At 43.0% G+C, this 26,113-nt stretch carries 27 protein-coding genes and 1 pseudogene; 12 read left to right on the top strand and 16 right to left on the bottom strand.

From position 1 onward, the window contains the following. Positions 1 to 9: 9 nt before the first annotated feature. On the bottom strand, positions 10 to 570 hold the full coding sequence (locus tag QZ918_RS24360) for a hypothetical protein (protein WP_293339301.1): 561 nt from the start codon (positions 568 to 570) through the stop codon (positions 10 to 12). 338 nt (positions 571 to 908) lie between these two features. Beyond that, positions 909 to 1,397, bottom strand: coding sequence for a hypothetical protein (locus tag QZ918_RS24355; RefSeq protein ID WP_293339298.1), 489 nt, complete (start codon positions 1,395 to 1,397; stop codon positions 909 to 911). A gap of 674 nt (positions 1,398 to 2,071) precedes the next feature. Here QZ918_RS24355 and QZ918_RS24350 point away from each other — a divergent pair. Beyond that, positions 2,072 to 4,021, top strand: a complete 1,950-nt coding sequence (locus QZ918_RS24350) for an iron uptake porin (RefSeq protein WP_293339295.1) — start codon at positions 2,072 to 2,074, stop codon at positions 4,019 to 4,021. Positions 4,022 to 4,570: 549 nt separating this feature from the next. Continuing rightward, positions 4,571 to 4,900, top strand: a complete 330-nt coding sequence (locus QZ918_RS24345; protein ID WP_293339292.1) for a hypothetical protein — start codon at positions 4,571 to 4,573, stop codon at positions 4,898 to 4,900. 98 nt (positions 4,901 to 4,998) lie between these two features. On the opposite strand, the gene QZ918_RS24340 is transcribed toward QZ918_RS24345, so the two are convergent. The 4 genes from QZ918_RS24340 to QZ918_RS24325 form a co-directional block, all read right to left on the bottom strand. Continuing rightward, the gene (locus QZ918_RS24340) at positions 4,999 to 5,895 is read right to left on the bottom strand and encodes a thermonuclease family protein (protein ID WP_293339289.1); all 897 of its coding nucleotides are present in this window, start codon (positions 5,893 to 5,895) and stop codon (positions 4,999 to 5,001) included. Positions 5,896 to 6,042: 147 nt separating this feature from the next. Further along, positions 6,043 to 6,717 (bottom strand): acyl carrier protein phosphodiesterase, encoded by a 675-nt coding sequence (locus QZ918_RS24335; protein ID WP_293339286.1) that lies wholly within the window; start codon positions 6,715 to 6,717, stop codon positions 6,043 to 6,045. Positions 6,718 to 6,756: 39 nt separating this feature from the next. Continuing rightward, a complete protein-coding gene (locus QZ918_RS24330; RefSeq protein ID WP_293339283.1) occupies positions 6,757 to 6,942 on the bottom strand; it encodes a hypothetical protein in 186 nt (61 codons plus the stop codon). Between the two features lie 5 nt (positions 6,943 to 6,947). After that, the gene (locus QZ918_RS24325; RefSeq protein ID WP_293339280.1) at positions 6,948 to 7,106 is read right to left on the bottom strand and encodes a YlcI/YnfO family protein; all 159 of its coding nucleotides are present in this window, start codon (positions 7,104 to 7,106) and stop codon (positions 6,948 to 6,950) included. Positions 7,107 to 7,125: 19 nt separating this feature from the next. Here QZ918_RS24325 and QZ918_RS24320 point away from each other — a divergent pair, with 19 nt between their 5' ends. Then, positions 7,126 to 7,347 (top strand): hypothetical protein, encoded by a 222-nt coding sequence (locus QZ918_RS24320; protein ID WP_293339277.1) that lies wholly within the window; start codon positions 7,126 to 7,128, stop codon positions 7,345 to 7,347. A 74-nt stretch (positions 7,348 to 7,421) separates the two neighbouring features. Continuing rightward, positions 7,422 to 7,709, top strand: a complete 288-nt coding sequence (locus QZ918_RS24315; RefSeq protein ID WP_293339274.1) for a hypothetical protein — start codon at positions 7,422 to 7,424, stop codon at positions 7,707 to 7,709. Between the two features lie 75 nt (positions 7,710 to 7,784). On the opposite strand, the gene acs is transcribed toward QZ918_RS24315, so the two are convergent. From acs to QZ918_RS24290, 5 genes are all read right to left on the bottom strand, one after another. Further along, complete coding sequence (acs, locus tag QZ918_RS24310) at positions 7,785 to 9,755, bottom strand: acetate--CoA ligase (protein WP_293339271.1); 1,971 nt, start codon at positions 9,753 to 9,755, stop codon at positions 7,785 to 7,787. Positions 9,756 to 9,876: 121 nt separating this feature from the next. Then, positions 9,877 to 10,239: a DUF5615 family PIN-like protein gene (locus QZ918_RS24305; RefSeq protein WP_293339268.1), complete on the bottom strand. Its 363-nt coding sequence runs from the start codon at positions 10,237 to 10,239 to the stop codon at positions 9,877 to 9,879. Continuing rightward, positions 10,217 to 10,567, bottom strand: a complete 351-nt coding sequence (locus QZ918_RS24300; RefSeq protein ID WP_293339265.1) for a DUF433 domain-containing protein — start codon at positions 10,565 to 10,567, stop codon at positions 10,217 to 10,219. The genes QZ918_RS24305 and QZ918_RS24300 overlap by 23 nt, the downstream gene beginning before the upstream one ends. Before the next feature lie 77 nt (positions 10,568 to 10,644). After that, on the bottom strand, positions 10,645 to 11,022 hold the full coding sequence (locus QZ918_RS24295) for a type II toxin-antitoxin system RelE/ParE family toxin (RefSeq protein ID WP_366665106.1): 378 nt from the start codon (positions 11,020 to 11,022) through the stop codon (positions 10,645 to 10,647). Further along, positions 11,012 to 11,254: a type II toxin-antitoxin system RelN family antitoxin gene (locus QZ918_RS24290; RefSeq protein WP_293156928.1), complete on the bottom strand. Its 243-nt coding sequence runs from the start codon at positions 11,252 to 11,254 to the stop codon at positions 11,012 to 11,014. Before QZ918_RS24290 ends, QZ918_RS24295 begins: the two co-directional genes overlap by 11 nt. Positions 11,255 to 11,312: 58 nt before the next feature. On the opposite strand from QZ918_RS24290, the gene QZ918_RS24285 reads away from it, so the two are divergent. Then, a complete protein-coding gene (locus QZ918_RS24285) occupies positions 11,313 to 12,038 on the top strand; it encodes a restriction endonuclease subunit R (protein WP_367275435.1) in 726 nt (241 codons plus the stop codon). 117 nt (positions 12,039 to 12,155) lie between these two features. Here QZ918_RS24285 and QZ918_RS24280 read toward each other — a convergent pair whose 3' ends face one another. Further along, positions 12,156 to 12,389, bottom strand: a complete 234-nt coding sequence (locus QZ918_RS24280; RefSeq protein WP_293339262.1) for a hypothetical protein — start codon at positions 12,387 to 12,389, stop codon at positions 12,156 to 12,158. 263 nt (positions 12,390 to 12,652) lie between these two features. Here QZ918_RS24280 and QZ918_RS24275 point away from each other — a divergent pair, with 263 nt between their 5' ends. From QZ918_RS24275 to galT, 4 genes are all read left to right on the top strand, one after another. Continuing rightward, entirely contained in the window at positions 12,653 to 13,954 is a 1,302-nt protein-coding gene (locus QZ918_RS24275; RefSeq protein WP_293339259.1) for an AAA-like domain-containing protein, read from the top strand. Continuing rightward, positions 13,951 to 17,538, top strand: a complete 3,588-nt coding sequence (locus tag QZ918_RS24270) for a WD40 domain-containing protein (RefSeq protein WP_293339256.1) — start codon at positions 13,951 to 13,953, stop codon at positions 17,536 to 17,538. The genes QZ918_RS24275 and QZ918_RS24270 overlap by 4 nt, the downstream gene beginning before the upstream one ends. Positions 17,539 to 17,611: 73 nt before the next feature. After that, entirely contained in the window at positions 17,612 to 17,779 is a 168-nt protein-coding gene (locus QZ918_RS24265; RefSeq protein WP_293339253.1) for a hypothetical protein, read from the top strand. Between the two features lie 82 nt (positions 17,780 to 17,861). Continuing rightward, the gene (gene galT, locus QZ918_RS24260; protein WP_293339250.1) at positions 17,862 to 18,884 is read left to right on the top strand and encodes a galactose-1-phosphate uridylyltransferase; all 1,023 of its coding nucleotides are present in this window, start codon (positions 17,862 to 17,864) and stop codon (positions 18,882 to 18,884) included. 160 nt (positions 18,885 to 19,044) lie between these two features. Here galT and QZ918_RS24255 read toward each other — a convergent pair whose 3' ends face one another. Both QZ918_RS24255 and QZ918_RS24250 read right to left on the bottom strand, forming a co-directional pair. Further along, positions 19,045 to 19,329, bottom strand: a complete 285-nt coding sequence (locus tag QZ918_RS24255; protein ID WP_293339247.1) for a hypothetical protein — start codon at positions 19,327 to 19,329, stop codon at positions 19,045 to 19,047. Between the two features lie 150 nt (positions 19,330 to 19,479). After that, complete coding sequence (locus tag QZ918_RS24250) at positions 19,480 to 20,463, bottom strand: acetamidase/formamidase family protein (protein ID WP_293339244.1); 984 nt, start codon at positions 20,461 to 20,463, stop codon at positions 19,480 to 19,482. Positions 20,464 to 20,962: 499 nt separating this feature from the next. Between QZ918_RS24250 and QZ918_RS24245 the strand changes: the two genes are divergently transcribed. Then, positions 20,963 to 22,747: a metallophosphoesterase family protein gene (locus QZ918_RS24245; RefSeq protein ID WP_293339242.1), complete on the top strand. Its 1,785-nt coding sequence runs from the start codon at positions 20,963 to 20,965 to the stop codon at positions 22,745 to 22,747. A gap of 98 nt (positions 22,748 to 22,845) precedes the next feature. Here the strand turns inward: QZ918_RS24245 and QZ918_RS24240 are convergent, their stop codons facing one another. Further along, complete coding sequence (locus tag QZ918_RS24240) at positions 22,846 to 24,051, bottom strand: DUF4336 domain-containing protein (RefSeq protein ID WP_293339239.1); 1,206 nt, start codon at positions 24,049 to 24,051, stop codon at positions 22,846 to 22,848. Positions 24,052 to 24,448: 397 nt separating this feature from the next. Continuing rightward, a complete protein-coding gene (locus QZ918_RS24235; RefSeq protein WP_293339197.1) occupies positions 24,449 to 24,988 on the bottom strand; it encodes a hypothetical protein in 540 nt (179 codons plus the stop codon). Positions 24,989 to 25,069: 81 nt separating this feature from the next. Between QZ918_RS24235 and QZ918_RS24230 the strand changes: the two genes are divergently transcribed. Next, positions 25,070 to 25,384 (top strand): hypothetical protein, encoded by a 315-nt coding sequence (locus QZ918_RS24230; protein WP_293339194.1) that lies wholly within the window; start codon positions 25,070 to 25,072, stop codon positions 25,382 to 25,384. Between the two features lie 145 nt (positions 25,385 to 25,529). Beyond that, a pseudogene (locus QZ918_RS24225) lies at positions 25,530 to 25,991 on the top strand (transposase); the annotation flags it as partial. Positions 25,992 to 26,113: the final 122 nt, after the last annotated feature.

Raw genomic sequence — 26,113 nt, 5'->3', positions numbered from 1 at the left:
GGACAGTTTTTAAGCCGCGAGAGTACCATAGGATAGGACTGATGGAAGGTTAGGGTGATTTAAAATTAAATTCCGGTCTAAATCTAACTTATCAATAAAGGTGTAAAGTATATGCCTATTGAATTCACGGCGTTTATAAGAGGTCATGGAAAACACGAATGTCTCGGGCGATGAATGACTATTATAAGCTTCATATTTGGCTAAATTCAGAGCAATTAGACTGGCATTAAAATGAAAATCAAGACATTGACCACTACGAGATTGACCAGAGGATAAGCCTGTAAATTGTTTGGCATCACGAAAAATAAACTCAATCTGAAAACGAGCCTGATAATACTCAAGTATTTGTTCACCTGTTAGCTCGATATCAGTGCTGAATAATAAAATATTTTTGATTTTACCATTGGGTTGAACTTCTGAAAGACAAGCTAAACGTATTTTACATTTTAAAGAAACACTCCATACTACTAATGAATAAAGCTTATAGCGTTTCTCAGAAAGATGAGGTATGCCGAGGTATGCTGCAACCCTTATAGTATCAAGCTTTTCTTGGCAAAATGGACACCTCACTTTTTAGAGAAAGGCTATAACTCCTGGCTTAGTTCTCTTGATAAAGGTTAAATCTTTTAAATTGTTACAATCTACTTTTCCATCATATTTGCGAGGAGCACCTATTTTATTTTTTTCACCTGTATAGAGGTATTTTAAGGTTAGCATCTGACCGTAATTTACTAATCAAATTCAAATTTGAATCTCGTACAGCATCCCAGAATTTAGCGCGACAATAATAACCGTCTGCCACCAAATAACGTATAGATTTTGGCAATAAAGAACGAGTATTTTTTAAATGTTGAGCATAGTCGTCAACTCTTGTTATCTCAGGCGTTGAGCTTTGAGAGCCTTTCTTTTTAGTAGTTTTTTTTTGACTTTTTTTTCGCTTGAGAAGTGAGGGGGTTTTTGGGTAGTTCTGTGGGAGGACGGCTGGGTGTTTGTTGTACACTCACACTATAAGACAAATGAGTTTCGACTTCGACCACAGAAATTACAGAAATTTCTAATCCCTCTTCTGGTCTGCCAGCTACACCATTATAAAAGCTAGCTTTTCCTTCGGTTTTTTTGCCACTCTTGTCAATAAATGAGCAATCGATTACAGCAATAATGGTTTGCTCAGGATCCAAGGCTTTATTGATAAAGTATTTATTAAATTCTGCGAAATCAAATTTTTTCAAAAAATGACGGCGATAAGTTTTTTCATTCAACGAACTGTAACGGCTCAGATTGGTAAAGTTCACCTTGCCATAAACAAGTAATATGGTGGAAAACAAAATCACCATAAACTTTTTTTGGGATTGACTAATCCCTGACATTTGTTGTAAAATAGATTCTAGAATATTCATGAGGCATTTTTTTAAGTTCGTGTGTTTTTTGAGCTTAACGTAAAAAGTGCCTTTTTTTTGCATTTTCGGTGAAAATTCCAGAGACTTTTTGTCTCTGCTCGCTTGTGCATCCCTGTTCCAAAACTGTCCGAAGTATTGTTTGACGCTTTTATTGATTTTAACTATTTTACACTTATTCCAATACCCCGGACTGTTTTTTGAGCAGCGACCCAAAGCCTCATTCTATCGTTAATATTTCACAGATACTGGAACCCAGAACCCGCATTCTACCGTTGGTCATTGAAAACTGTCCGGACTATTGTTATTCGGATATTTACAAAACCGGGATGCTCCCCTTGACTACAGTTACATTATTTTTTAAACTGGTATCAGTTATCACATTGACAGCACAATGATGCCTATCTCGTAATTTCGCATCAAATCAATCAGATTAATGCCAATGCGATCGAATTAGGACTGCTAAACCACCCAAATATGACGAGATGGTGCGTTAGTTTTGGCGACGAGTAGCAGGTGTTTAATGTTGGCTACATTAACTACACTTCCGCAGAAATTTTCAGGTTTCTCCGGCGCAGTTCACTACTAATATCTTTAATTTCATAGCGTCATTTTTAATCAGGTCGTCTCGTTTTCACATATCTTCAATCAACAAGCACCAAGCATAACAACTGAAAATGCAAAATCTCAATCAAAAAGACGATCGCCCAAACCGACAAATTCTCACAGGCTTAATCCTCGGATGGGGATTGCAAGGACTATTTAGCCTTCCAGCACTAGCACAACCAAGTTTACCCGAATCTCCCGCTGCGATTGAAAACCAGGCTCAACGCGCCCCTACGGAAATTACGGAAATTGCATTTGAGGCACCGGAGACAATCTTACCGGAAAATCAGCAATTTGTCGATCGGTCTATCCCACCATCCACACCCAGTTTACCCCTGTCTTCCCCAACTCTTGCAACTTTTGCTGAACCAGCCCCTACCGAAATTGCAGTTGACTCACTCCAGAAAAGATTAGTCGAAAATCCTCAATCAGCCAATCAAAATCTCGCAGCCGATGCCAGTTTACTGGAATCTCCAACAACTATTGACAACCAGAATGAACCTATCTCAGAGGAAAGCACAGAACAAGTTACATCTGTCTCTCAACTGGGCGATGTAAAACCTACTGATTGGGCATTTCAAGCACTGCAATCCTTAGTAGAGAGATACGGTTGTATAGCTGGATATCCCGACAGTACCTTTCGTGGCAACCGTGCTTTAACTCGCTATGAATTTGCAGCCGGAGTCAATGCTTGTTTAGATAAAATTAGAGAATTAATTGACACAGGCAATGAAAACAGAGTCAAGCAAGAAGACTTGGTAAAAATTCAAAAACTGCAAGAAGAATTTGCCCCCGATATCGCCGTACAGCGAGGGCGCACCGACTTATTAGAATCGCGAATAACAGAAGTAGAAGCCAATCAATTTTCGCCGACAGTCAAGCTATCAGGATTGACAATTGTGGGGATACAAGGTCGCAGTCCCAACCGTGCCGATCGCGCTCCTAGAGACGGCAAAAGAGATACGAAAGACCCCGGCACAAATATCAACACTATCGCTTTAAGTCAGTTATATTTAACGGCTCAATTCACTCCCCGCAGTAACTTATTCATCGGTCTTTTCAATCAGAGAGGAAAGACTTCACCCCAATTAACCGAAGACGTAAACCTTGCTTACGATTTTGGCGAAAATTCTGCCCTTACCCTCAGCGATCTTAACTATCGCTTTCTGGTAGGCGATAAATTAGCAGTAATTGGAGGGACAGCAGGAGTGAACATGATTAGCGGTTTCCGAGGGCCGAATCGAGCAGAAAGCGCCGCTTCTGGCCCGATTTCAACCTTCGCTCAAAGAAACCCTATTTTGAACATCGGTCTCGGTCAAGGCGGCGCGGGAATTGACTGGCAATTTGCCAAAAGAGCGAGTTTGCAAGCTGTTTATTCTACTACAGTTCCCGGATTTTTTGTCAGTTCTAACGGGCCTAGCGGACACAATACACTGGGATTGCAATTAACTCTCACTCCCGCCGATCCACTAGATATTACTGTTTATTATGTCAACGACTATTCGCCTAACGGCAATTTGCTTAGTCTGGCGGGAGACAGTCAGTTAACTGCTGTTAATTCCAGTACCAACAAATCAGCCTCCATCCAAACGAATGCTGTGGGAGCAACTGTAAATTGGCGGGTTTCTTCGCGTATTTCCTTGGGAGGTTGGGCTGGTTATACTAATTCTCGGATTCCTGGTAAATCTGGGAGTGTGGCAACTACAAATTATATGGTGTTTGTGAATTTTCCCGATTTATTTGGTGCCGGAAATTTGGGGGGAATTTATATCGGGCAACCTCCTAAAATTGTTAGCAGTAATTTACCGATAGGAAACAATATTCCCGATTTTTTAGATACGGGTTTAGGGCGCAAAGGTGGCCAACCGGGAACGACTGCTCATGTAGAGATGTTCTACCGCTGGCAGGTGAGCGAGAATATTAGCGTTACTCCTGGAGTAATGGTGATTTTTCAACCAGATCACACTCGCAATAGCGATCCGATTACGGTGGGTGTCTTGAGAACTTCGTTCTCTTTTTGATTTTGTCAGGACTTACGCACGGGTGGCCAGAAACCGGGTTTTTCCGAGAATACTTCATGAGAACGCTTGAACATGGCAAAAAACCCGGTTTCTTTGGTATCTATGCGTAAGTCCTGTTTGTTTGTAGTGGGACTTCAGTCCTGATAAAAGTGAGAGGATCTTAGTCATCACTATAAACTTATAACGGTTATTTTAAAATAATTAATATTAGTTATCAGTCAGATCGCGCCAGAACTTAAAGTTTTTTGCGGGATTCCTGAATTATTGCAACAAATACAATTTTTCAACCTCAATCAGTTTTGACTTTCTGAGGCGGATTAAAACGCCGAGGGAGATGTCTTAATCTTTTTTCTAAGTAGAAACACATGAGCTTTACTAAAACTTCACATTTTTAGGACTAATGTTGTCATTATATGTTTATTGTCTCACTAAAAATACGGAATTACTTGTAGAAAAAAGATCCGCACAAACACTCTAGGAATTATTTTTAAATTCAATTAACATCTTAACATATCTTCGATAGTTACTGAAGTTAGGATTTAGAAAAACATGATTAAATCAAATGGCTATTTTTGGGTTCTGGGTTTGGCAGCAATTGCGGCTCTCACAGCGTCTCCTTGTCAAGCACAAACGGCTGTTGAATTAAATATAAATTTAACTGGAGATAAGAATATAACAACCACTAACCAGCAGAATGGTGCTAACACTTCTACAGCCGCTCGCTCAAAAACTATTAACACTTCTAAATCTTTTGTGGTTTCAGAGACTAATACCGTACCCGTTCAACCTAGTGCGACGGCGGCGGCTCCGGAAAATCGAGATATACGCAGCAATCCCTTAGGATGTCGATTTTTTAATACTCCTTCAATGCGACAATAAGTACCACAGATATCGGAAAAAGAGAAGATAGTTGCCAAAGAGAGGGCGATGCTTTCTGAGAATTGCTCTCTATTTGCTTAATTAACTTCATTTTAAACTCAACTTTCTGGGGGAAAGTCAGAAAACTGTTTAATATTATTCAATATTATTTGAGGCTTGCTTTTGTACTGTTCAACCTTGCCGCTAATATACACGTAACCGCGTCCTTGACCTGCATAACGCTTTTCAATCAATCGCTTCAAAGGAGCCATTTCATAAGTTTCGGCATCGGGTATCCACAAATCTAATTTATGATAAACTGAACCCGCATAAATTAGGGCATTGCCGCCTATCCATTTATTAATCCCAGCCTGCAAGTCGCAGAAAATAGTAATAGATTTAGCTTCCTCGGAAGCGGCTAAGATTTTTGGGTAGTCCAATCTCACAGAAAGTGCTCTTGCCCTTGCTTCTGACAAGCGAAAGTCTTCTACAATCGAGCCTCGCATCGACCACCAAGGCAGCAAATTAGCATAATTGCGAGAGGGAATTTTGGCATTGGTAATCGGATTCCAAATCATCAGATTGTAAGCTTTTGCAGCCGATTCTGCCTCGGTCATTTTTCGGTGATACAATCTCGATCGCCCGTATTTCATAAAGTAGGGACTCCAGCCTTCTTTAATCAGTTTTAGATTGTAATTTTCTCCATCTTTATGTACGTAACATAAGAGGCGCCCGTAGTTGTCACGGTATTTTTCTAGAGCAATTTCAACCGGATCGTCTGTATCAAATTCAATGTCAATTTTAGCAAGCCCACCATTTGCTGTAGCGAAGTATTGTTTAGCCATTTCCGAAGCTGCTTTCCCTGCGGCAGTTACAGGCTTTGAAGTGTTAGAGTAACTTTCTTCTGTATCGACGCAAATCAGCCGCAATGACTCGGTTTTGCCGTTGAGAGCAACTTTGACAGTATCGCCATCAACTACTTGAGTTATTTGCAGGTTCGGAATTCTAGTTACCATATTTCGCACCCTGTTAGACTTGAGATTTCATTCACATATTGGCTAAAGTGTACATGAGTTTGCTGCTTGGTGCAATTGGTTGGGAGTGAGGCGCTCTGTGCGCTAACGGATATATAGCGCTCTGTGCGCCCACAAGCACCCTACGGATTAGTGTTGGTATTTTTGATATTGATTTTTGCAAGTGGCTGCGTAATTTATCAAGTCTGGGAAAAAAGCCCGAAAATCTGATTCAAGCTGCTGATAATTAACTGTTAAATCTTCTATTCCATCTGCTAAGCTATTAGTCCACTTGATTCTTGCCGACATTCTATTGAGAGCAATATCTATGCCACCAATTTCCCGGTAGGAGCACAGCAAGTCGCGGGCGATAATTGTTGGCACAATCTGCTGGAGCGATTCCGGCAATATATCTCGACTGTCTTGCAAAACTTGATAGACGCCACGAGCAAAATCTGGCAGCGGAACTTCTGAATATTCCAGCCAATTTTTAGCTAAGAAATGGTCGTAAAACATATCAATCAACACTCCCGCAAACCTGCGCCTTTGGGAGCAAACAAGGCTTTTACTCGATCGCACTATGGCATGACAGTCGGTGTAGCGATCGACTTTTCGGTGCAAATCGATGCCGCTTCTAATTGCATCGGGGTAAAGATTTACTGCCGAACCCTTGACAAAATCGCCTAAGAGGTTGCCAATCAGCGATGCTGGCGTGCGATCGGATAAAAAAAGATGTGCTAAGTAATTCATAGACGATCGATATGCTGGCTGATTTTTATATCTAAAACCGCAGATGAATACAGATAAAATTATATCTGCGTTCATCTGCCTAAATCTGCCTGCATCTGCGATCGCAAATATTCCCTACGCTTCACCCCGCAACTTATCCAAAACAGTCCGATCTTCCAAAGTCGAAGTATCCCCAGTCACCTCTTCTCCAGCAGCCAAAGAACGCAGCAAACGCCGCATAATCTTGCCGCTGCGAGTCTTCGGCAAAGCATCGGTAAATCGAATCTCTCCGGGACGGGCGATCGCCAGTAAATGAACCAAGGTTATCAATCTGGGTAAAGCAACTTATCTTCAACTTTTAAATTCCTAATTTGTTCGCGAATCACATCGGTTTTTGTTCTACCGCTGTTCGCGCAATAAGCTTCTAGGCGAAGCATTTCTACTTCAGGCAGCCGGATGGTTAGAACTTTAACATTTTTACTCATACTGCAATTATACTAAAAAATGCAGTACAATTCTAGCAGAGAAATGCGCCTTGGCAGAATGTTGCCGCACCATGCCAAGACGACTTCCCCGAAGTTGAACGTCCAACAAAGGAGCAATTTAATTATGATTCAAGATCCAGAAAAAGAACCAGAACGCTGGGATGAGCCGATTTTAGCGGATAACCCCAAGCAAGCGAAACAGGAGTGCCAAAAACGAGCCGATCGCTACCAGGTTGAATGAGAATCTGTAACTCAACCCCGAAAAGTCGAAAATCGCCCTCAAGTGTACCGTTGCAACTACAAGGAGAAAGAATAATGGCTGTTTTGGAGTGTGTAAAACCTGGTGCTAAACTCGGTCAAATTATTCTGGCCGTCGATTTAACTGTTGCCGGTGCGATCGATCGCATTTTAGCAACAATTCAAGACTTAGGATATGACCCAGAGATCCGTCATATCGAATACCCGTCAGGAGTTCACGTCTTAGCAATTCTCAAAGACGAACAGCATTCTCAAGCAGTCGATGATGATTACTTGTTAGAAGATTGGTTGCAATTAAGGTCGCAAATTAACCCCGATGCCGTTCATTTATGGCGAGGTAAATAAGCGAATTAACAACTAAACCGCAGACGAACACAGATGGAAATCTTATCTGTGTTCATCTGCGATCGCAAAAATCCCCTAGGAATCAGCCCGCAACTTATCCAAAACAGTCCGATCTTCCAAAGTCGAAGTATCCCCAGTCACCTCTTCTCCAGCAGCCAAAGAACGCAGCAAACGCCGCATAATCTTGCCGCTGCGAGTCTTCGGCAAAGCATCGGTAAATCGAATTTCGCCGGGACGGGCGATCGCACCAATTTCCTTCACAACGTGCTGCTTCAATTCCTTAGCCAATGCGTCGCTAGGCTGCTGCGAGTTATCCAGCGTCACAAAAGCAACTATTTCCTCACCTTTAATCTCGTCCGGTTTACCAACAACCGCAGCTTCCGCCACCGCTGGATGGGATACCAAAGCCGATTCAATTTCCATCGTTCCGAGTCGGTGTCCGGCGACATTAATTACATCATCAACGCGGCCCATTACCCAGAAATAACCATCTTCATCTTTGTGCGCGCCGTCCCCCGCAAAGTACACGAATTCGCCATCTTTTGGGTGCAAATATTCCCAATAAGTGCGACGGAAGCGATCGGGATCGTTATAAAGAGTCCGCATCATTCCCGGCCAAGGATGTTTGACAACTAAATAACCGCCGCTTTCATTAGTTACAGGTTCGCCATCTTGGTCAACAACATCGGCAACAATTCCGGGGAACGGAAGGGTTGCAGAACCTGGTTTTGTGGGAATTGCACCGGGTAAAGCAGTAATCATAATTCCGCCTGTTTCTGTTTGCCACCAAGTATCGACTATCGGACAATTCGAGTTACCAATTACCCGCTGATACCACATCCAAGCTTCTGGATTGATCGGTTCCCCGACAGTTCCCAACAACCGCAAAGATGACAAATCTCTAGCATTTGGCAACTCTTCGCCCATCTTCATAAAGGTGCGAATTGCTGTTGGTGCGGTGTAGAAAACAGTGACGCCGTATTTTTCGATTACATCCCAAAAACAACCGGGATTCGATGCGCGCGGAGCACCTTCGTACATGACAGTTGTTGCACCGTTGGAAAGGGGGCCGTAGACTATGTAACTGTGGCCTGTAATCCAGCCTACGTCTGCGGTACACCAGTAAACATCGGTGTCTTGGAGGTCAAAAATCCACTTGGTTGTCATGTGGGTGTAAAGGTTGTAACCGCCTGTGGTGTGGACGACACCTTTGGGTTTTCCGGTACTTCCTGAAGTGTAAAGAATGAATAGCATATCCTCGCTATCCATCGGTTCGGCGGGACAATGTGCGGAGGCGTTTTTTTGCAATTCATGCCACCAGCGATCGCGCCCTGGTTCCATCTGCACTTCTTGTTTGGTACGCTGGACGACGAGAACATTGGTAACACTAGGTGCGGCATTGTTGGCGAGGGCTTTGTCTACTTGTACTTTCAGCCCGACTGCTGCGTCTTTGCGGAAGCCACCATCTGCGGTGATGACGAGTTTTGCTTCGCCGTCGTTGAGTCGATCGCGCAAAGCTTCAGCACTAAACCCGCCAAACACAACACTGTGTACTGCACCGATTCTGGCACAGGCTAACATGGCGATCGCAGCTTCGGGAATCATGGGCATATAAATGCCGACGCGATCGCCCTTTTGGACTCCCAAATCCTTGATAACATTCGCCATTTGACAGACTTCGCGGTGGAGTTGCGCGTAGGTGAGGGTGCGCGAGTCTCCGGGTTCGCCTTCCCAAATCAGGGCGGCTTTGTTTTTGCGCCAGGTGGTTAAATGTCTGTCCAGACAATTGTAAGAAATGTTAATTTTGCCATTGACAAACCATTTAGCAAAAGGCGGCTGCCAGTCGAGTACGGCATCCCATTTTTGGAACCAGTCTAATTCTTGGGTAGCGAGTTCCGCCCAGAATGCTTGGGGGTCGGCTTTGGCTTTGTCGTAGAGGGCTTGGTACTCTTCTAGGCTTTTGATGTGAGCTTTTTGGGAGAATTCAGCCGTGGGCGGGAACAGGCGTTTTTCTTGCAGAATTGATTCGATGGTATCTTGTGACATCGCTGTTAGTTTTTAGTTCAGTTACTCTTTTTAGCTATTGTGTGCATAAATTGAGGGAAAAGTATGTTTATTTTCCTTAAGACTTTGGAAGATTTTGTAAGTGTTGGATCTGCGTGAGAAATTAGAGCACTGGTAAATTGTAAATTCTATCTTGGTACTCATTATCAAATGACGCTTCATAAATCAGAAGCAATACTTCAATGTTTTGACCGATACTCAGCTTGGAATTCAGGATGAATATTCCTGGAACATGGCTATTTTGCTCTAAATGCTCTGTCAAATAAACTGGCATAGAGCGACGGTTTTTGGTAACAAGAATAAAATTGTGAACTTCGCACCAAATAAGAATTTCCGGGTCGAGAGTACCTTTAGCAGGTGCTGTTAGTTCTCCAACTGCTAGAACAACTATATCGGGATTGCGCCTGCGAATTTGGTTAACATACGCAGGCTCGACATTTTCATCAAAGAGATACTGAATGGGCATCAGCTTTGCTCCTTGCATCTCTTTCTGCTTTGAATTTGCGGAGTTTTTCTGTCACTGGAGGAGGATTGCGGCGCTGTTCTTCTTGCATTTTTTCGCCCCATTCCAGCCATTCAGTTATGTACTTACCGACTGCTTCTTTGTTGTGCAGGTAGTACAAAATGGTTGCATAAACTTGTTCGAGGGTGAGGGAGGTATAAATGTTGGCAATTTCTTCGGGAGTTCGAGCGCGAAACAGGTATTCATAAAGAATGGTTTCGATGCCAATGCGAGAACCTTTGAGCCTAATATCGTCAGGTATTAGGAAGTTGAAGTAGTCTTCTAGTTGCATAGTTTGTTGATTGGGATAAGGTTTTATACTATTATAATACCTGAACAGAAGATCGCACAAAAGCCATGACCCAAAATTTAGGCATCTTCTTCATCTTCACCTGCACGCCGTTCGTATTCTAAAATAATGCCCATAATTTCATCGGCTGGAATATCAGCTTGTGCAGATTTTGTATAAACAGTCAGTAAAATAATTCCGTTTTCCGTTTTGACATAATAAATCAGACGATAGCCAGCACTTTTACCTTTTTGAATATTGGTATTTCTGACTCTTACTTTAAAAACCTCGTAACCAATCCCAGATATGCGATCGCCAGGTAACTCTCCCCGTTCAAGTTGTTCGATGACTGGTTGTATATCGTTACGAATACTGCGATATTTTTTGGCGAGGTTGCGTAAATTTCTGGTAAACGTTGGTGCAGCTTCAACTTGGATAGATGGTTGCTCAGACATCATCAATTCCCTCCCAGATTTGGGCAACAGGAATTGTTTTCCCAGTCATAGCTTCATGCCAAGCTTGACGTAAATCTGCTAAAATTTCTTCTTTAGATTGCTCATCTTCATTACTTTCTGTAACTTCGGGAATCAGCACAATTACTTCTACTCTGCTGTTTTGCTCTAAATTTAGCGGTTCATCAACGTATAATTGTCCGTTGTCGATCGTTGCCATCACTTTAATTGCTTTCATAGTTACTCCTGGTAATCTAGGGTGTAAGAAATAGACTGATGTCAAACGGTAATGAAAAGTGATAATATTAGATTATATCAAATCTGCCATATATTTTACAGGAAAAGCCGATCGCACAAAAGCCATGACTCAAAATTTAGAAGCAAGCCAACTTTCGCTAAATGACGTTAGCCGCCTTCTCAAACTGAAAAGACAAATAGGAGGCGCTTTTACTATTTTTTTTCCGTTGGAACCTCTAACAGATTTTGAACAGCAGGAATTATTGCTAATCCGCAATCACTTTTGGCGTCATCTAGAATCAGGGAAAGTTTCTGCAAAACTTGTTAAATTTTTAGTGCTTTCACCGTTGATGAGATTAACAGGATTTTTTGATATTCCGATCGTGCTGACTATGGAGGATAGCATACCCATTGAAGTTGAGGATGAGGATACTTTAATTAAAGGGCGGTTGGATATTTTAGCGGTAAATCAGTCAGATGCGGAGATAGGGGCGACACCGTTTTGGATTTTGGTGGTGGATGCGAAAAATAGTGCGATCGATTCTTGGGCTGGTTTGCCACAATTGCTGACTTATGCTTATAAAAGTTTGCAGCATCAACCGTCAGTGTGGGGATTGACGACGAATGGACGCAACTATCAGTTTGTTTATTTAACGCGGGGGAATCCTTGTACTTATCAGATTTTACCGGACTTGAGTTTGACGGATCGGGAGCGATCGCTCTTGTTGGCCCAAGTGTTGAAAGCGATTTGCAAGTTACAAAACGTGCAGTTGCAGTTGGCGTAATAAGGGCGATCGCGCGTGGAGTCAGAAACCGGGTTTTTTCACCAGAAGACGCGCTGCGACTCACAGATGCGGTCAAAAACCGGGTTTCTTTGGTGGAAAGGGCGATCGCACAAAACATCATTTTGATGGTGGCATTGTGCGATCGATCGCTAGATTTGGCGGTTGTTGGGTATTGGGAGGGGTGATCGACGCTGTGGCTAAGGGAATTAGGGCAGGAATTAGGGCGATCGCGATCGGTACTACAACTTCCTGGATCAACCACTTGATATTGGAATTGTCAAATTTTTTCACTTGCTTTACCTTTTTAGCTGATGCAGTCTTCTTCTGGGACAGCGGTTTTAAATTTTTCATGTATTTCATCTCCCTCTCTACAATTTCAAATGTACCGCTAAGTTAATTGGTATTATTTGATTGACAAATAAACCCGACAAAACAGTCGATCGCCTGGAACTCCAGTCATTTTTTCGCAATTAAGTTGAAGGGCTTGTGAAAAAAACTTCACAAATTAGCAGGTGTTTGTAAATTTGTGAAATTCAACTGACAATCCGGGCTGAAGCTGAAAATGGTGGTAAATTAGTAAAAATGGTAGGTAAGGTGTTAAGGCAGGTATGCGGATGATGGAACAAGATGAGTTTGAGGCGAAGTGGGAAAAGCTAACCCCTAAACAGCTTAAAGTGCTAAAACTATTTTTGCAAGGGAATACAGAAGCTCAAATTGCTAAGTCGATCGAAGTTAATAATCGATCGAGTGTCAGACATCACATTTCAAATATTTGCGAATTATTTGGTTTTCAAAATGAATCGGGCGAGCATTTACGACAGCGCGATGAATTAATCCCGCTATTTGCTGAGTATAAACCTCAATTAGTTAGCGATAAATTAAAAGAAACTTGTGGAATCTTATCTGGCAATCGACAAAAAGTTGAATTTTACTATATAGAGCGCGATTGCGAGCGCAAATGTTATGATAAAATTTTAGAAAATGGAGCGTTGATTCGGATTAAAGCTCCTCAGAAAATGGGCAAGACTTTACTGGTAGATAAAATTCTCGATCGCGCGTCGCAAGCAGGTTACAAAACGGCACTTCTCAGTTTTGAGGAAGCTGACAGCGAAGTTTTGGGAGATTACCGTAAATTATTGCAGTGGTTGTGCGTTACTCTGGGCGACTTACTGGAGTTGGAGAATAAATTAGCGGCACATTGGGATGATACTTTAGGCGGTATCAACCCTAACGTCACCAAATATTTAGAAAGGTATTTATTCAAAGATTTTTCTCAACCTTTGGTACTCGTATTAGAAAAAGTAGACCTGGTTTTTGAGCAAGCTACTTTTAATGTTGATTTTTGTCGCTTACTGCGTGCGTGGCATGATGCAGCTAAAAGAAACGATCGCCGCGGTGCAATCTGGCAAAAAATTCGGTTAATTGTCGTTCATGCCACAGAAGTTTACAGTTCTCTGGATATCAACTCATCGCCTTTAGCGGGTGTTGGGTTTACACCACCTTTGCCAGATTTTACCGTGGACGAAGTGAAGCAGTTAGCACGGCAGTACCGACATAATTGGCTGAGTGAAGCCGAGATTAAACAACTTATGGTAATGTTTGGTGGCTATCCTTATTTGGTGCAAACTGCTTTTGCTTACCTGCAAACACCTGAATGTTGTTTGACTAAGCTTTTGGAAATTTCACCGACTGCACAAAGTCCATTTATCAATCACTTACGAGAACTTTTGGGCAAGCTAGAAGAATGTCCCGAACTCACAGAAGTTTACCGAGAACTTGTAAATAAAAATCAACCGATGATACTAAAAACTCATCAAACATTTAAGTTGGAAAGTATGGGATTGCTGCGAGTAAAAAATAATGATTGTTTTCCCCGCTGCGATTTGTACCGTCAATATTTCTCCCAATGTCTATGACTTATCAATATATAGCTGAGTCAACTCTCCCAGAAGATACCCAAACCTATGTAACGCGAGAAGCTGACAGTCAGCTTTATGAAGCGTTGCTGGAAGGTAAACTCTGTTATGTTTTTAATTCTCGAAAAATAGGTAAGTCTAGCTTAGCACTGCAAACTATCAAGAAACTGCGAAAAGTAGATATTTTATCGGTTTTTATCGATTTGTCTGGCGACGAGACGAAGTTAGAGCATCCCGAACAGTGGTATGCGAATATAGTTGATACTTTGGCTTATGAATTAGATCTGGATGTCGATCTCAAAAATTGGTGGCAGGAAAGAAGTTGGCTGTCTCCGTTGCGAAGGTTTCGGGAGTTTATTGAATCGGTGATGTTGTCGCAGGTTCCCGGACAAATAGTCATTTTTATTGATGAAATTGATAGCGTTCTCAGCTTGAATTTTTCGGCAGACGATCTATTTGCTTTTATCAGAAGCTGCTACAATCGCCGCACCCAAAATCCAGAATACAATCGCATTACCTTTTGTCTGTTGGGCGTGGCAACACCTTCAGATTTGATTCAAGATAAAAAACGCACGCCATTTAATATCGGTCAAGCCATTGAATTAAAGGGTTTCACGAAGGAACAAGCTGCACCTTTAGCGAAAGGTTTAGAGGGAAAAGTCGATCGCCCTATTCACGTTTTAAATGAGATTCTAGACTGGACGGGCGGACAGCCTTTTTTGACTCAAAAACTTTGTAAGATTGTCCTAGAAAGAGCAGAAACCTGCAATCCTGACATTGCTGCACTGGTACAAGCTTACATTATTAACAATTGGGAAGAGAACGACAATCCCGAACATCTCGGCACAATTCGCGATCGCATCCTCAGCAACCAACAGCGTACCAGCCAACTTCTCGGCATCTACCAACAAATTATTACCCCCCCTAACCCCCCCTTGCTAAGGGGGGGGACAGATAGCACTGATTCTCCCGTCGATCGACAAGTTATTACCCGCCCTAACCCCGCCTTGCTAAGGGGGGGGACAGATAGCACTGATTTCCCCTTACTAAGCAGGGCGAAAGATAGCACTAATTCTCCCTTAGCAGAGGACAAAAAAAACAATCTTACTCCCCCCCTTAGCAAGGGGGGGCTGGGGGGGGTTACACCCTTAGATGAAGACAAAAAAAACAATCTTACTCCCCCCCTTAGCAAGGGTGGGCTGGGGGGGGTCGCCGCTGATAACAGTCCCGACCAAATGGAGTTACAACTCTCAGGATTAGTCGTCAAACGCAACGGATGTCTAAAAGTTTATAACCCCATTTATCGAGAAATATTTAACCTCGATTGGGTACAGCAAGAATTAGCGAAACTCCGCCCGTACCAGGAAAACTTCGCCGCTTGGATAGCTTCAAATCGTCAAGATACTTCGCGACTGTTGCGCGGTCAAGCGTTGGATGATGCGTTGCAGTGGAAAGTGGGGAAACGTTTGAGCGATGAGGATAATGATTTTTTAGATGCCAGTCGAGATGATGAACGTCGAGAACTGAAGAAAAATAATGAATCATTAAGAGAATTTCGTAAAGAATTCAGGGGAGTTTTCAAAATAGAAGAAGCTGGACGCAATGCCTTAACGCTTTTTCAGTCGAATGGAAATCAAATAAAAGCCTTACGGGCAGCTATTCAAGTAGGAGAAAATTTAAAGAAGTGGATACCAGACAATCCTCCGCTTACCGAATATCCCGTTACCAATCCTCTCCTAGTTTTGCAAATGATTCTTGCTAAAATCCGCGAACGACGCCTGTTTGTCGGACATAATTACTCGGTAAATAGTATGAGTTTTAGCCCCACAGGAGATGCGATCGCTATTACCTCAGATGACCGCACCGCAAAATTGTGCGACTTGCAGGGAAACTACTTAGTGACTTTCATCGGACATGATTACTCGGTAAATAGTGTGAGTTTTAGCCCCACAGGAAATGCGATCGCTACTGCTTCATCTGATGAAACCGCCAAATTGTGGGACTTGCAGGGCAACTGCTTGGTAACATTCACCGGACATTATGACTGGGTAACAAGTGTGAGTTTTAGCCCGACAGGAGATGAGATCGCTACTACCTCAACTGACGGCACGGCGAAATTATGGGATTTGCAGAGCAACTGCTTGGTAACATTCACCGGACATCATAACTCAGTAACAAGTGTGAGTTTTAGCCCGACAGGAGATGTGATCGCCACTGCCTCATCTGATGAAACCGCCAAATTGTGGAACTTGCAGGGCAACTGTTTGGTAACATTTACCGGACATCATAACTGGGTAACAAGTGTGAGTTTTAGCCCCAAAGGAGATGCGATCGTTACTGCCTCAGATGACAACACCGCCAAATTGTGGAATTTACAGGGCAACTGCTTGGTAACATTCACCGGACATCATGACTCAGTAACAAGTGTAAGTTTTAGCCCGACAGGAGATGCGATCGCTACTACCTCAACTGACCGCACGGCAAAATTGTGGAACTTGCAGGGCAAATGCTTGATGACTTTCACCGGATATCATAACTGGGTAACAAGTGTCTGTTTTAGTCGCACAGGAGGTGATCTCGCTACTGTATCACAAGACAAAACTGCCAAATTGTGGGATTTGCAGGGCAAATGTTTGGTGACTTTCACCGGACATAATAAGTCGGTAATAAGTGTGTGCTTTAACCCCCAGGGAGATGCGATCGCTACTGCCTCATCTGACAAAACTTTCAAATTGTGGGACTTGCAGGGTAAGCGCTTACTAACTTTCATCGGACATAATAACTCGGTCAATAGTGTAAGTTTTAGCCCGACAGGAGATGAGATAATCGCTACTGCATCAGATGACAACACCACCAAATTGTGGGATTTGCAGGGCAAATGCTTGATAACATTCATCGGACATCGTAACTCCGTAAGAAGCGTCTGTTTTAGCTCCAAAGGAGAGATGATCGCTACTGCATCACAAGACAAAACCGCCAGATTGTGGGATTTGGAGGGCAAATGCTTGGTAACATTCACCGGACATAACAACTCGGTACATAGTGTAAGTTTTAGCCCCACAGGAGATGCAGTCGCTACTGCTTCATCTGACAAAACCGCTAAATTATGGGATTTACAAGGCAACTGTTTGGTAACATTTACCGGACATAATAAATCGGTAAATAGTGTAAGTTTTAGCCCCACAGGAGATACAATCGCTACTGCATCACAAGACAAAACCGCCAAGTTGTGGGACTTGCAAGGCAACTGCTTGGTAACATTCACCGGACATAATGACTCAGTATGGATTGTCAGTTTTAGCCCCACAGGAGATAAGATCGCCACTGCATCACAAGACGGTACTGCTAAATTGTGGGATTTGCAGGGGTATTTACTGGCTGATTTTAGCGGATATAAAGGAAATTTGCTCAAAGGTGAGGCTGATTTTGTGGAGTTGAAAAGTCCGATTTACAGTATTTGTTTTAGTCGAGATGGGAAGTTTTTAATCACTGGTTCCCAGGATGGAAATGTGCGGTTTTGGCCGATCGAAAGTTTGGACGAATTGTTGGCCAGGGGCAGGGAATGGCTGGGTGAGAAATTTTAACCGCTAATGCACGGAGATGGTTTTGATTCTTATTCACTTCTTAAAACTGTTGTTAAATTTATACGATTTACCCATGAAAACCCAAGAAACCGGGTTTTTATGGGTTTCTGCGACTGTAATGCAGTATTCTCGCAAAAACCCGGTTTCTGACCACCCGTGCATAACTCCGATCGCGTTTCTTTTGAATTTGCCGATCGCACCCACGCAGATTTACAGACATATTCAAGTCAAGATTTGTTAAAAACTTGCAATTAGCCGTGACATCAAGCAAACTTTTATCTTACCATAAAAAACGACTCAACCCTAAAACAAAAGGTAAGAAAATGTCTGAGCTAAGACAAAATCTAATTACCAGAGATTGGGTAATCATCGCTACCGATCGCGCAAAAAGACCTGACCAATTCGCCAACACAAAAAAAATACCCGCATTCCTACCCTCACACCGCCCAGACTGCCCGTTTTGCGTGGGAAATGAGGAAGATGGCACAGTAGAAACTTGCCGTTTGGGCGATCGCACGGGATGGAAAGTCCGCGCAATTGGTAACAAATATCCCGCCCTCTCGCCGACAGCAGAACGGATCAGGATATCATCGGGAATTCACCGCATGATGTCGGGAATCGGCTTTCACGAAGTAATTGTCGAACACCCGCGACACGATTTGACGACTGCTTTGTTGACTGTTGAAGAAGTAACGGACATACTTTTTGTATACCGTCACCGCTATTTAGAAATTAGAAAATATCCCCACGTTGAAACAATTGTCATCTTCAAAAATCACGGGGAAAGTGCGGGAACTTCTCTCGAACACCCTCACTCGCAGATAGCCGCGACGCCCGTTGTTCCCAGCCAATTTCGCAGCCGCATCGATGCAGCAGTTCGCTATTTTGATGATACGGGAGAATGTCTGTTTTGCAGGACTTTGGAAGATGAATTAGCAGCGGGTGAAAGAGTTATTTTAGAAAGCAAACATTTTGTCGCTTTTATTCCTTACGCTGCACTTTCACCGTTTCATATCTGGGTTTTTCCGCGCCGACATTCTTCCTCGTTTGATGATATTACCGATCCGGAAATTACGGATCTGGCTGATACTTTGAAAACTGTACTCGCTCAGCTTTATTACGGATTGAACAATCCCGATTACAACTATAGTATTCGTTCTGTGCCGATCGCAGAACAAGCAACAAAATATTTTCACTGGTATATAGCGATTATTCCCAGAGTTTCTAAACAAGCTGGGTTTGAGTTGGGTAGCGGGATGTTTATCAATACAGCTTTACCCGAAGAAAGTGCTGAGTTTTTGCGATCGATCGCAATTCCTGGCGATCGCAATTTCCGACCATCCTAAAGTATAAAAAATTACAATTTATCAAAGAATGTCCCATACGAAGACGGGAGACAATTTAATAATTTTCAATCATCGGTTGAAATAGACAATTTAAATCTGCAACAGCTTCATTGACGCTCAAAATTGATCGACCTACAAATATTGATAAATTTTACAAAACTCACAACAAACTTTCGACATACTGCCAACAGTCATCGCTAAAATTAGCTCTCAATATATCTCTAATCTTAGCATCAAGCGACAATCTCGTCTGGGCAGACTCAGCACTCTCGCCGATTTCGCAACTGTCATCAGATAAATTTTCTTGGAGGTGGGCGAGAGTATTGGCAAAATTAGCCAGAAAATAATGTTCGTCCACCCACGCTGTCGGATCTGGGATGGCTGGACTTCCAAAAGCTCGATCGACTAAATCTTGTTTTGCAGAATCGTCAGTCTGGTTTTTCATGGAGCCCATTTAGATAGAATTTGCAACGTATCCCAATCTTAAGCTGAATTTTGACGGCTGGTGCGATCGCGATCGAGCCACCGCAGTGACAAATTTGGGTAATTTGTGCGATCGCGATCGAGGTTGTTTTGGCGATCGGGTGTTATCATGCTACGAGCGTCGCCAGCTATCTATAATTTGCACGTTGGGCAAAATCGATTTAGGTATCATTCCATGAACTCCTTTGCGGGGATTATTCACAGCCTGAGTAATCCGAAAATTGACCGCGAGGGAACAGAAAACATAGGCATCTTCTTCTTGAAAATCGGCATACTTTTGTAGCCAATTAACAGTCTGTTTTACCGCCATATCAAACGCATCATCTAATGTTTGACCAAAACCCATAACTACAATATGAGTAGGAGTTTCCGCAAACGGAAATATATAAAATAAATCCTTACGCAAGATGATTTGAATAGTCCCATTCATCGAAGTTTCAATCGCCGTACCATCAACTTCACCATCTCCCTGTGCCGAATGTCCATCGCCGATTGACAGCAAACCCCCGCGCACCGCAATAGGTAAAAATAACCGCGTTCCTGGTTGCAATTCCTGATTGTCCATATTGCCGCCGTAGCGTTGTGGAGGAATAGAAGAACGGTTGATTTCAAAATCTGCAACGCCGATAATTCCGAAAAATGGATGCAGGGGAATCTTGACACCGCTATTTGGCGGAAATTCGGCAATCTTTTGTGCTAAATCTAGGGGAATAAACCGCAATTTAGGATCGGGAAAATATGTAGGTAAAACTCCTGAACCAGCGCGAATTGCATTAAATCCTACTGGTAAACTTGGGTAAACTTCCTCGATGTAAATCTCTAAAACGTCTCCGGGTTCGGCGTTGTTAACATAAATCGGGCCTGTTAGCAAGTGCGGGCCCGGGCCGACTTTGCGCTTGTCAGGTAAATTCTGACAAATATCTAAAAATTCTGGCGTCAGAAATTCCGGCGGGGCCTTGTCAGCAACATAATACCCCGAATAGGTTTCGATATCGATGCGATCGCCCGAATCGACCGTTAAAGCAGGTTCTAGCTTGGGAGAGAAACCGCCTAAGTGTACGGTTTTGCAGTTAGCTTTGAGAATGTGGTGAGTCATTCGATTTTAGATTTTAGATTGGGGGGATTGGGGGATTTTGTAATTGTTAATTAATTGGTGAATACCTCATCTTTGGGAGAACCGCTATATTTTAGATTAATAGTTGAGGTTTCTGGGGTGCATCTCATATTTGGCAAATATATGTGTAGGGGCGAAGCATGACCGCATTCAATATGAGATTATAACTAATAACTTATCTGCGGTCATGCTTCGCCCTCTTCTTCAAAAACCAGATGCACCCGGTTTGCGATCTCTGAGATATTCTCAGAATTTCTTAACTTTTTGATAACTTTGGCAATCTAAAATTCAAAGCGGGGGCGGGTGTATATATAGCCTTTATCAAAAAGATGAGGTATAACTGACAGCTTATATAACCAGTTCCACTAAGAGGGCCCAAGCCCAACAACATATCTCATCTTTCTAAGAACCGCTATATATTAAGGTTGGGAGTTATATTTTGCTGGTGAAACCCTCCCCGACAGATTCATGACAATAACTTATGTTAACACCATTGCCCGAAAAATCAGAAATATCCCAAGGTTCTTCTCGGAACCTGTGGTTTTTTGCTGTTTTGATTTTGATTGTCCTATTCCTAGGTTTGATTATGCAATCTTTTCTCAACAAACCCAAACTTTTAACCGATCCGTTTCTGCAATTTCCAACAACTAACTCGGTGCGAGTTGTTTGGTTTACCGAATTTTCTGGGACTCGGAATATTGTTGCTTACGGCGAAAACTTGAGTAAAATTGCGACTGCAAATACTACCAAGCTAAGCCGGACTCGGGAAGACAAAGACTCGCACATCTCCGATGAAATGAAAAAGGGCATAATTGATAACAATCCAATTGTCCGCCACATCTGGCGCCACGAAGCAGAAGTTACTAATTTAATGCCCGGTGTTCGCATTCCTTATCTAGTGACTAGCAAAACAAAAGAGGGTGAATCTGTTAGTAGCAAAATTTTCAGCCTTTCTCCGACACCAGCAGCCGGAATTGGGCTAAAAATCCTGTTCACTTCCGACCATCAATTGATGCCGATGACAGCGGCTAATCTCCAGAAAGTAGCAGAAACAATTGATAAAGTTGATGCAGTTTTCATGGCTGGTGATTTAATTAATATACCCGATCGCGCTTCCGAATGGTTCGACGACGACCGAGGCCGCGCTTTTTTCCCCGCTTTACAAGGCCGCGCCTTCTCCGAAATCGACAAAAACGGCATCAAAACAGTGTACAGCGGTGGCGAACTGATCCAACACGCGCCTATATTTCCGACGATTGGGAACCATGAGATTATGGGTAGGTTTTCAAATAGCACCAGTCTCAACGACCAGTTTAATGACCCTTTACCCCGCGCTGCTGTGGAAAAAATATATCCATACCTCACTCAAAAAAATGGGATGAAAGACCAAGATGTTTTGTTGAAAAACAATAGTTTTAATAGTGATACTTACAACGAAATTTTCAGTTTACCCAGTGAAAAAAATTATTATGCTGTGACGTTTGGGGACGTGCGGTTAGTGACTTTGTATGTTACAAATATCTGGCGGACTCCGAATTTAGATCAAGGGGCCAGAGGCAGGTATCGGGAACGGGACGAAGATTTTGACCGTCCCGAAAAATGGGGATACGGACAGCATATTTTTGAACCAATTGTCAAAGGCAGCGCTCAATATTCTTGGCTGGAACAAGAGTTATATAGTGCGGAATTTCAGCAAGCTAAATATAAAATTGTGATGTTTCACCATCCACCGCATTCTCTGGGTGACAATATTGTACCTGCTTATACTGACCCAGTGCAAATAGTCGATCGCACTTTGGACGGCGAGATTAAGATGGTGCGTTACGAATATCCGAAACAGCAAGATTATCTGATTCGGGATGTGATGCCGCTGCTAGAAACGGCGGGCGTGCAGTTGGTTTTGTACGGACATTCACATTTGTGGAATCGGTTTGTGAGTACCAGCGGAATGCACTTTTTAGAGACTTCTAATGTGGGCAACAGTTACGGGGCCTTTTCGGGGAGAAAGCGCCGATTTGTACCGCCGGGATATCGGGAGGATTACAGCGCGATTGGAGATCCGAACGGATTGGAACCTGTGATGCCAACAGTTGCACCTTTGTTGGGGAAAGATGGGCTGGCATTGCCGTATATTGATAGTAATGATATTACGGCTTTTAGTATATTTGACACGGGCAATGCTACAGTTAGCAGCTATTATTTTGATACGCGGAAACCCGATTCGCAAGTGGTGAAGTTTGATGAGTTTAAATTGAAAAAATCGTAATTTAGTGCAGTCAGGTTCGTAGTGAGGACTTCAGTCCTCAGCATTTTCTGAGGACTGAAGTCCTCACTACGAACCAATTTAATTGTCGTTATAACTGATTAAACCTTCTCTTTTGGAGGCGGAACTAAACCAGTTTTATTCAAACCAGCATCAATATCCCTCAGCAATTTAAAATCATCTTCCGGTAAAGAATTAACAACCGAGTGTTTTTCCAGAAATGAGAATGCTTGGCGAAATTCGGGGGGCTTGCAGTCGATCGCGCGATCGAAGTGACAAGGTACAATGCGATCGAAGTCCCAACTCGCGACTTTATCCACCCAATCGAGAGTTTCCCTCGGCGCGCGGTTGAGAATCAGAGTCTGCAACACAGGGGCCACCAACAACCGCCCTCCTCCGCGCAAAGCCTCGAACGATCGCACCCAATCAGTTTGCCACTTAAACGGATACAATCCAAAATAAGCTTTTCTCGATCGCTCTGGCGCTTTCAGGGCGCTGGCTAACACCCCCGACCACGGCGGCACGTCCAACACGCTAGGGCGAAAATACATCGCAAATAAGGCGATTCTCTGCCACCCTTTGCATCGATTTTCCTGGGTGTCTGGCACCACATCCAAAGCGGTGTCTTTGGCGTGAAATAGCAGCGGGTACGAGTCGAGTTGGAGAATCGCCGGCGGGTTTTCGGGAATCGAAACCACGGAATCTGTTAACATTAGCGTGCGCGATCGCCTGTGAAATAGCGCAACTTCCGCAAAAAAGCCTAAACCGAGGTTGAGCGGGCCGAGGATTGCCCAATCAAATTCACCTGCAAGGGGCGTGTTGCTGCTATCAACAGGCAGTACAGAAGTGCGTTTTCCCGGCAAACCCAGCCAACTCAGCGGCAAATTTAGCGGAAAACTCCACTGTTTGGGAGTGACAAACACCTCTGCTTCGGGAAAACACCTAGCAAAGGGGCCGACAAATACCTTGTGTTCGATGCCCGAAACCGTTGTCAGCAGGATATACTTAACCTCGCCATGTTCTGCGACTAACTCGTTTACCAAGCGGATGCACTCTGGAGTCGGCGCGACGGGGGCGTAGACGAGAAGGCCTTCGGATTCGAGTTTGATGACTGTCATCCGAATCGGCACAATTACGTAGAAAATGCCTTGTAGTTGGTCAAAAGTCCAGATTTTGTCCTTGACTATTTCCTTGCGGATTGTCCGCCGCTTACTGTAGGGATAGATGGGGACAATTGGCCAAAAGGGCCATGAATAGTCCCGATTGTCAATCTGTACTGATGTTTGTGTGCCTTCGCCGTCTGTCACTGGTGCGACTCCTTGCCGATTTTTTGTACGTGCGCGCGATCGAACTTTTGTTATTTTATTTCAATGTCAGCGCCGAAGTGCGATCGAAAAAAATATGACAGCTAGACACTGGGTTTCTGGGCGTTGCTGATTTACGGTATGAAAGGCTAAATAGGTCTGTCATAGAAACCAGTATCCACAAAGGTTTTGGATTTTAAACTTATTTTTTTCATACCATGATTAAGCAACGCCCGCCTGAAAAACATCTCAGGCAACAATGGCTTGAAACAGTGGGCCCACAGATCGGTTTTTTTTGATCGAAGAAGCAACATGAACAGAACAAGGACGACCGCGCACAGTAAAAAGCTGTATTTGTGAACTAATAATTACTGAAAAACCTGTCGGGGCGACAAGTCACCTATAACCCTGATAGAATAAGCCTCATAGCTCTTATGCCTTGTTGATAATTAGGCAGTTTATGTGGAGATAAAGACATTAATTCAACAACAACCTGCCAATCACTAAACATCGAATCGACCCATGATTCACCCCAAAGTCCAATATAAAAAGTGCTATGGCGTGCATATTTTCTGTGACTTTCTGTTTTTCTACTTAGATATTCTTGAACTTGCTTTGACTTGATTTCTACCCCTTGAATTATACTCTTCAAGTATGCTAGTGATAACAAAATCAATAATTTACTCAATCGCTCACCCGTCAGATTAGTCCTTTCTAGGTTATATCCTCCACCCTTAAAGTCTCTGAACATCTCTTCAATTCCAAATCTTTTTGCATAGGCATCAACTGCTGCTTGTATATCTGCCAAGCTAGTCAGAATATACCAAGGTTCCTTTGTAGTAAAATTTCGATATTTACCCAGCCATTTACCTGCTAGATTAAACCCCGTAATTGGTGCTGTTTTTCGGATCGTTACTTCTTGACTGTAGTTAAATGGCACTGAAAAAGTGACGAAAAAAAAATCTGTAAGGCAAGATATACATAGATAATTGCCTTACAAACCAAAATATCTCCTTCCATTATGCCAAATCGTGCGTCCATTCTCAAACAACAATTTTTGCAAAGCGTTGCCTCACCTTGGGAAAAGCTGCTGCCAGATGCCTTAATCCAAGAGCTTCTAGCTTATGAGAAGATCACCTACTACCAAAGCATCTACCGCTCTTTTGTCACCCTGTGGGCAATGGTATCCCAGGTACTCGATCCCGACAAAAGTTTGAGTCAAGCCGTGAAGCGGATGAGTACGTGGCTGAGCGGGGCCTCCGCCAAGTCTCCTTCTTCTGACACCTACGGTGTACACACAACTCCTAGAAACCTGGCTATGTCTGACACAACCTGACGTAGGCAAAGTTTTGAGAGTAGCGAAGTTTTTATCAATTGTTTTAGCTTATTGATAATGGTTGACGGGAAATCAAGGATTAAAAAAATAAATTTCCGTTTTTTTGGGTCATCTGATTTCCAACTCGACTTGTGTGTACACCGTAGCTTCTGACACCGGGGCATATAGTAAAGCTCGTAAACGACTACCAGAAAAACTCGTTCAACAGTTAGTACCAATAGTCGCAGAAAACTTAGAAAAGGAAGGGAGGATAGAACAACAATGGTGTGGACGACGAGTGCGAGTATTAGATGGGACAACAGTATTGATGAGTGATACTGAGGAAAATCAAGCCGAGTATCCGCAACACAGCAATCAAAAACCAGGATGTGGATGGACTATTGCAAAAATGGTAGTTCTATTTTCATTACTTACAGGTGCAGTGGTATCTGCTGGTATAGCATCCTTGGCGGTGAGTGAGATTGTGATGAGCCGTTTAATTTATGGAAATTTAGTCCCCGACGATGTGGTATTAGCAGATCAAGCTTATGGTAATTATGTCGATTTAGTTTTGGTAAAACAGCAAGGAGCCGACGCTGTTTTTCGGAAAAATCATCTCCGTAAAACCCACATTCCGCAGATATTCGATCGGATTTAATTTTCAAACAAATCATAATTTTCAAAACCTGAGATGGTTGCTATGCAATCATTTGAGGTTTTTTAAGGTATAATGATTTGTCGCCGTGCAAA

This window comes from Microcoleus sp. CAWBG58, from assembly GCF_020883045.1.
In the GTDB taxonomy this organism is placed as follows: Bacteria; Cyanobacteriota; Cyanobacteriia; order Cyanobacteriales; family Microcoleaceae; genus Microcoleus.
The sequence above is the reverse complement of the archived record's forward strand: the minus strand, read 5'-3'. Positions and strand labels throughout refer to the sequence as shown.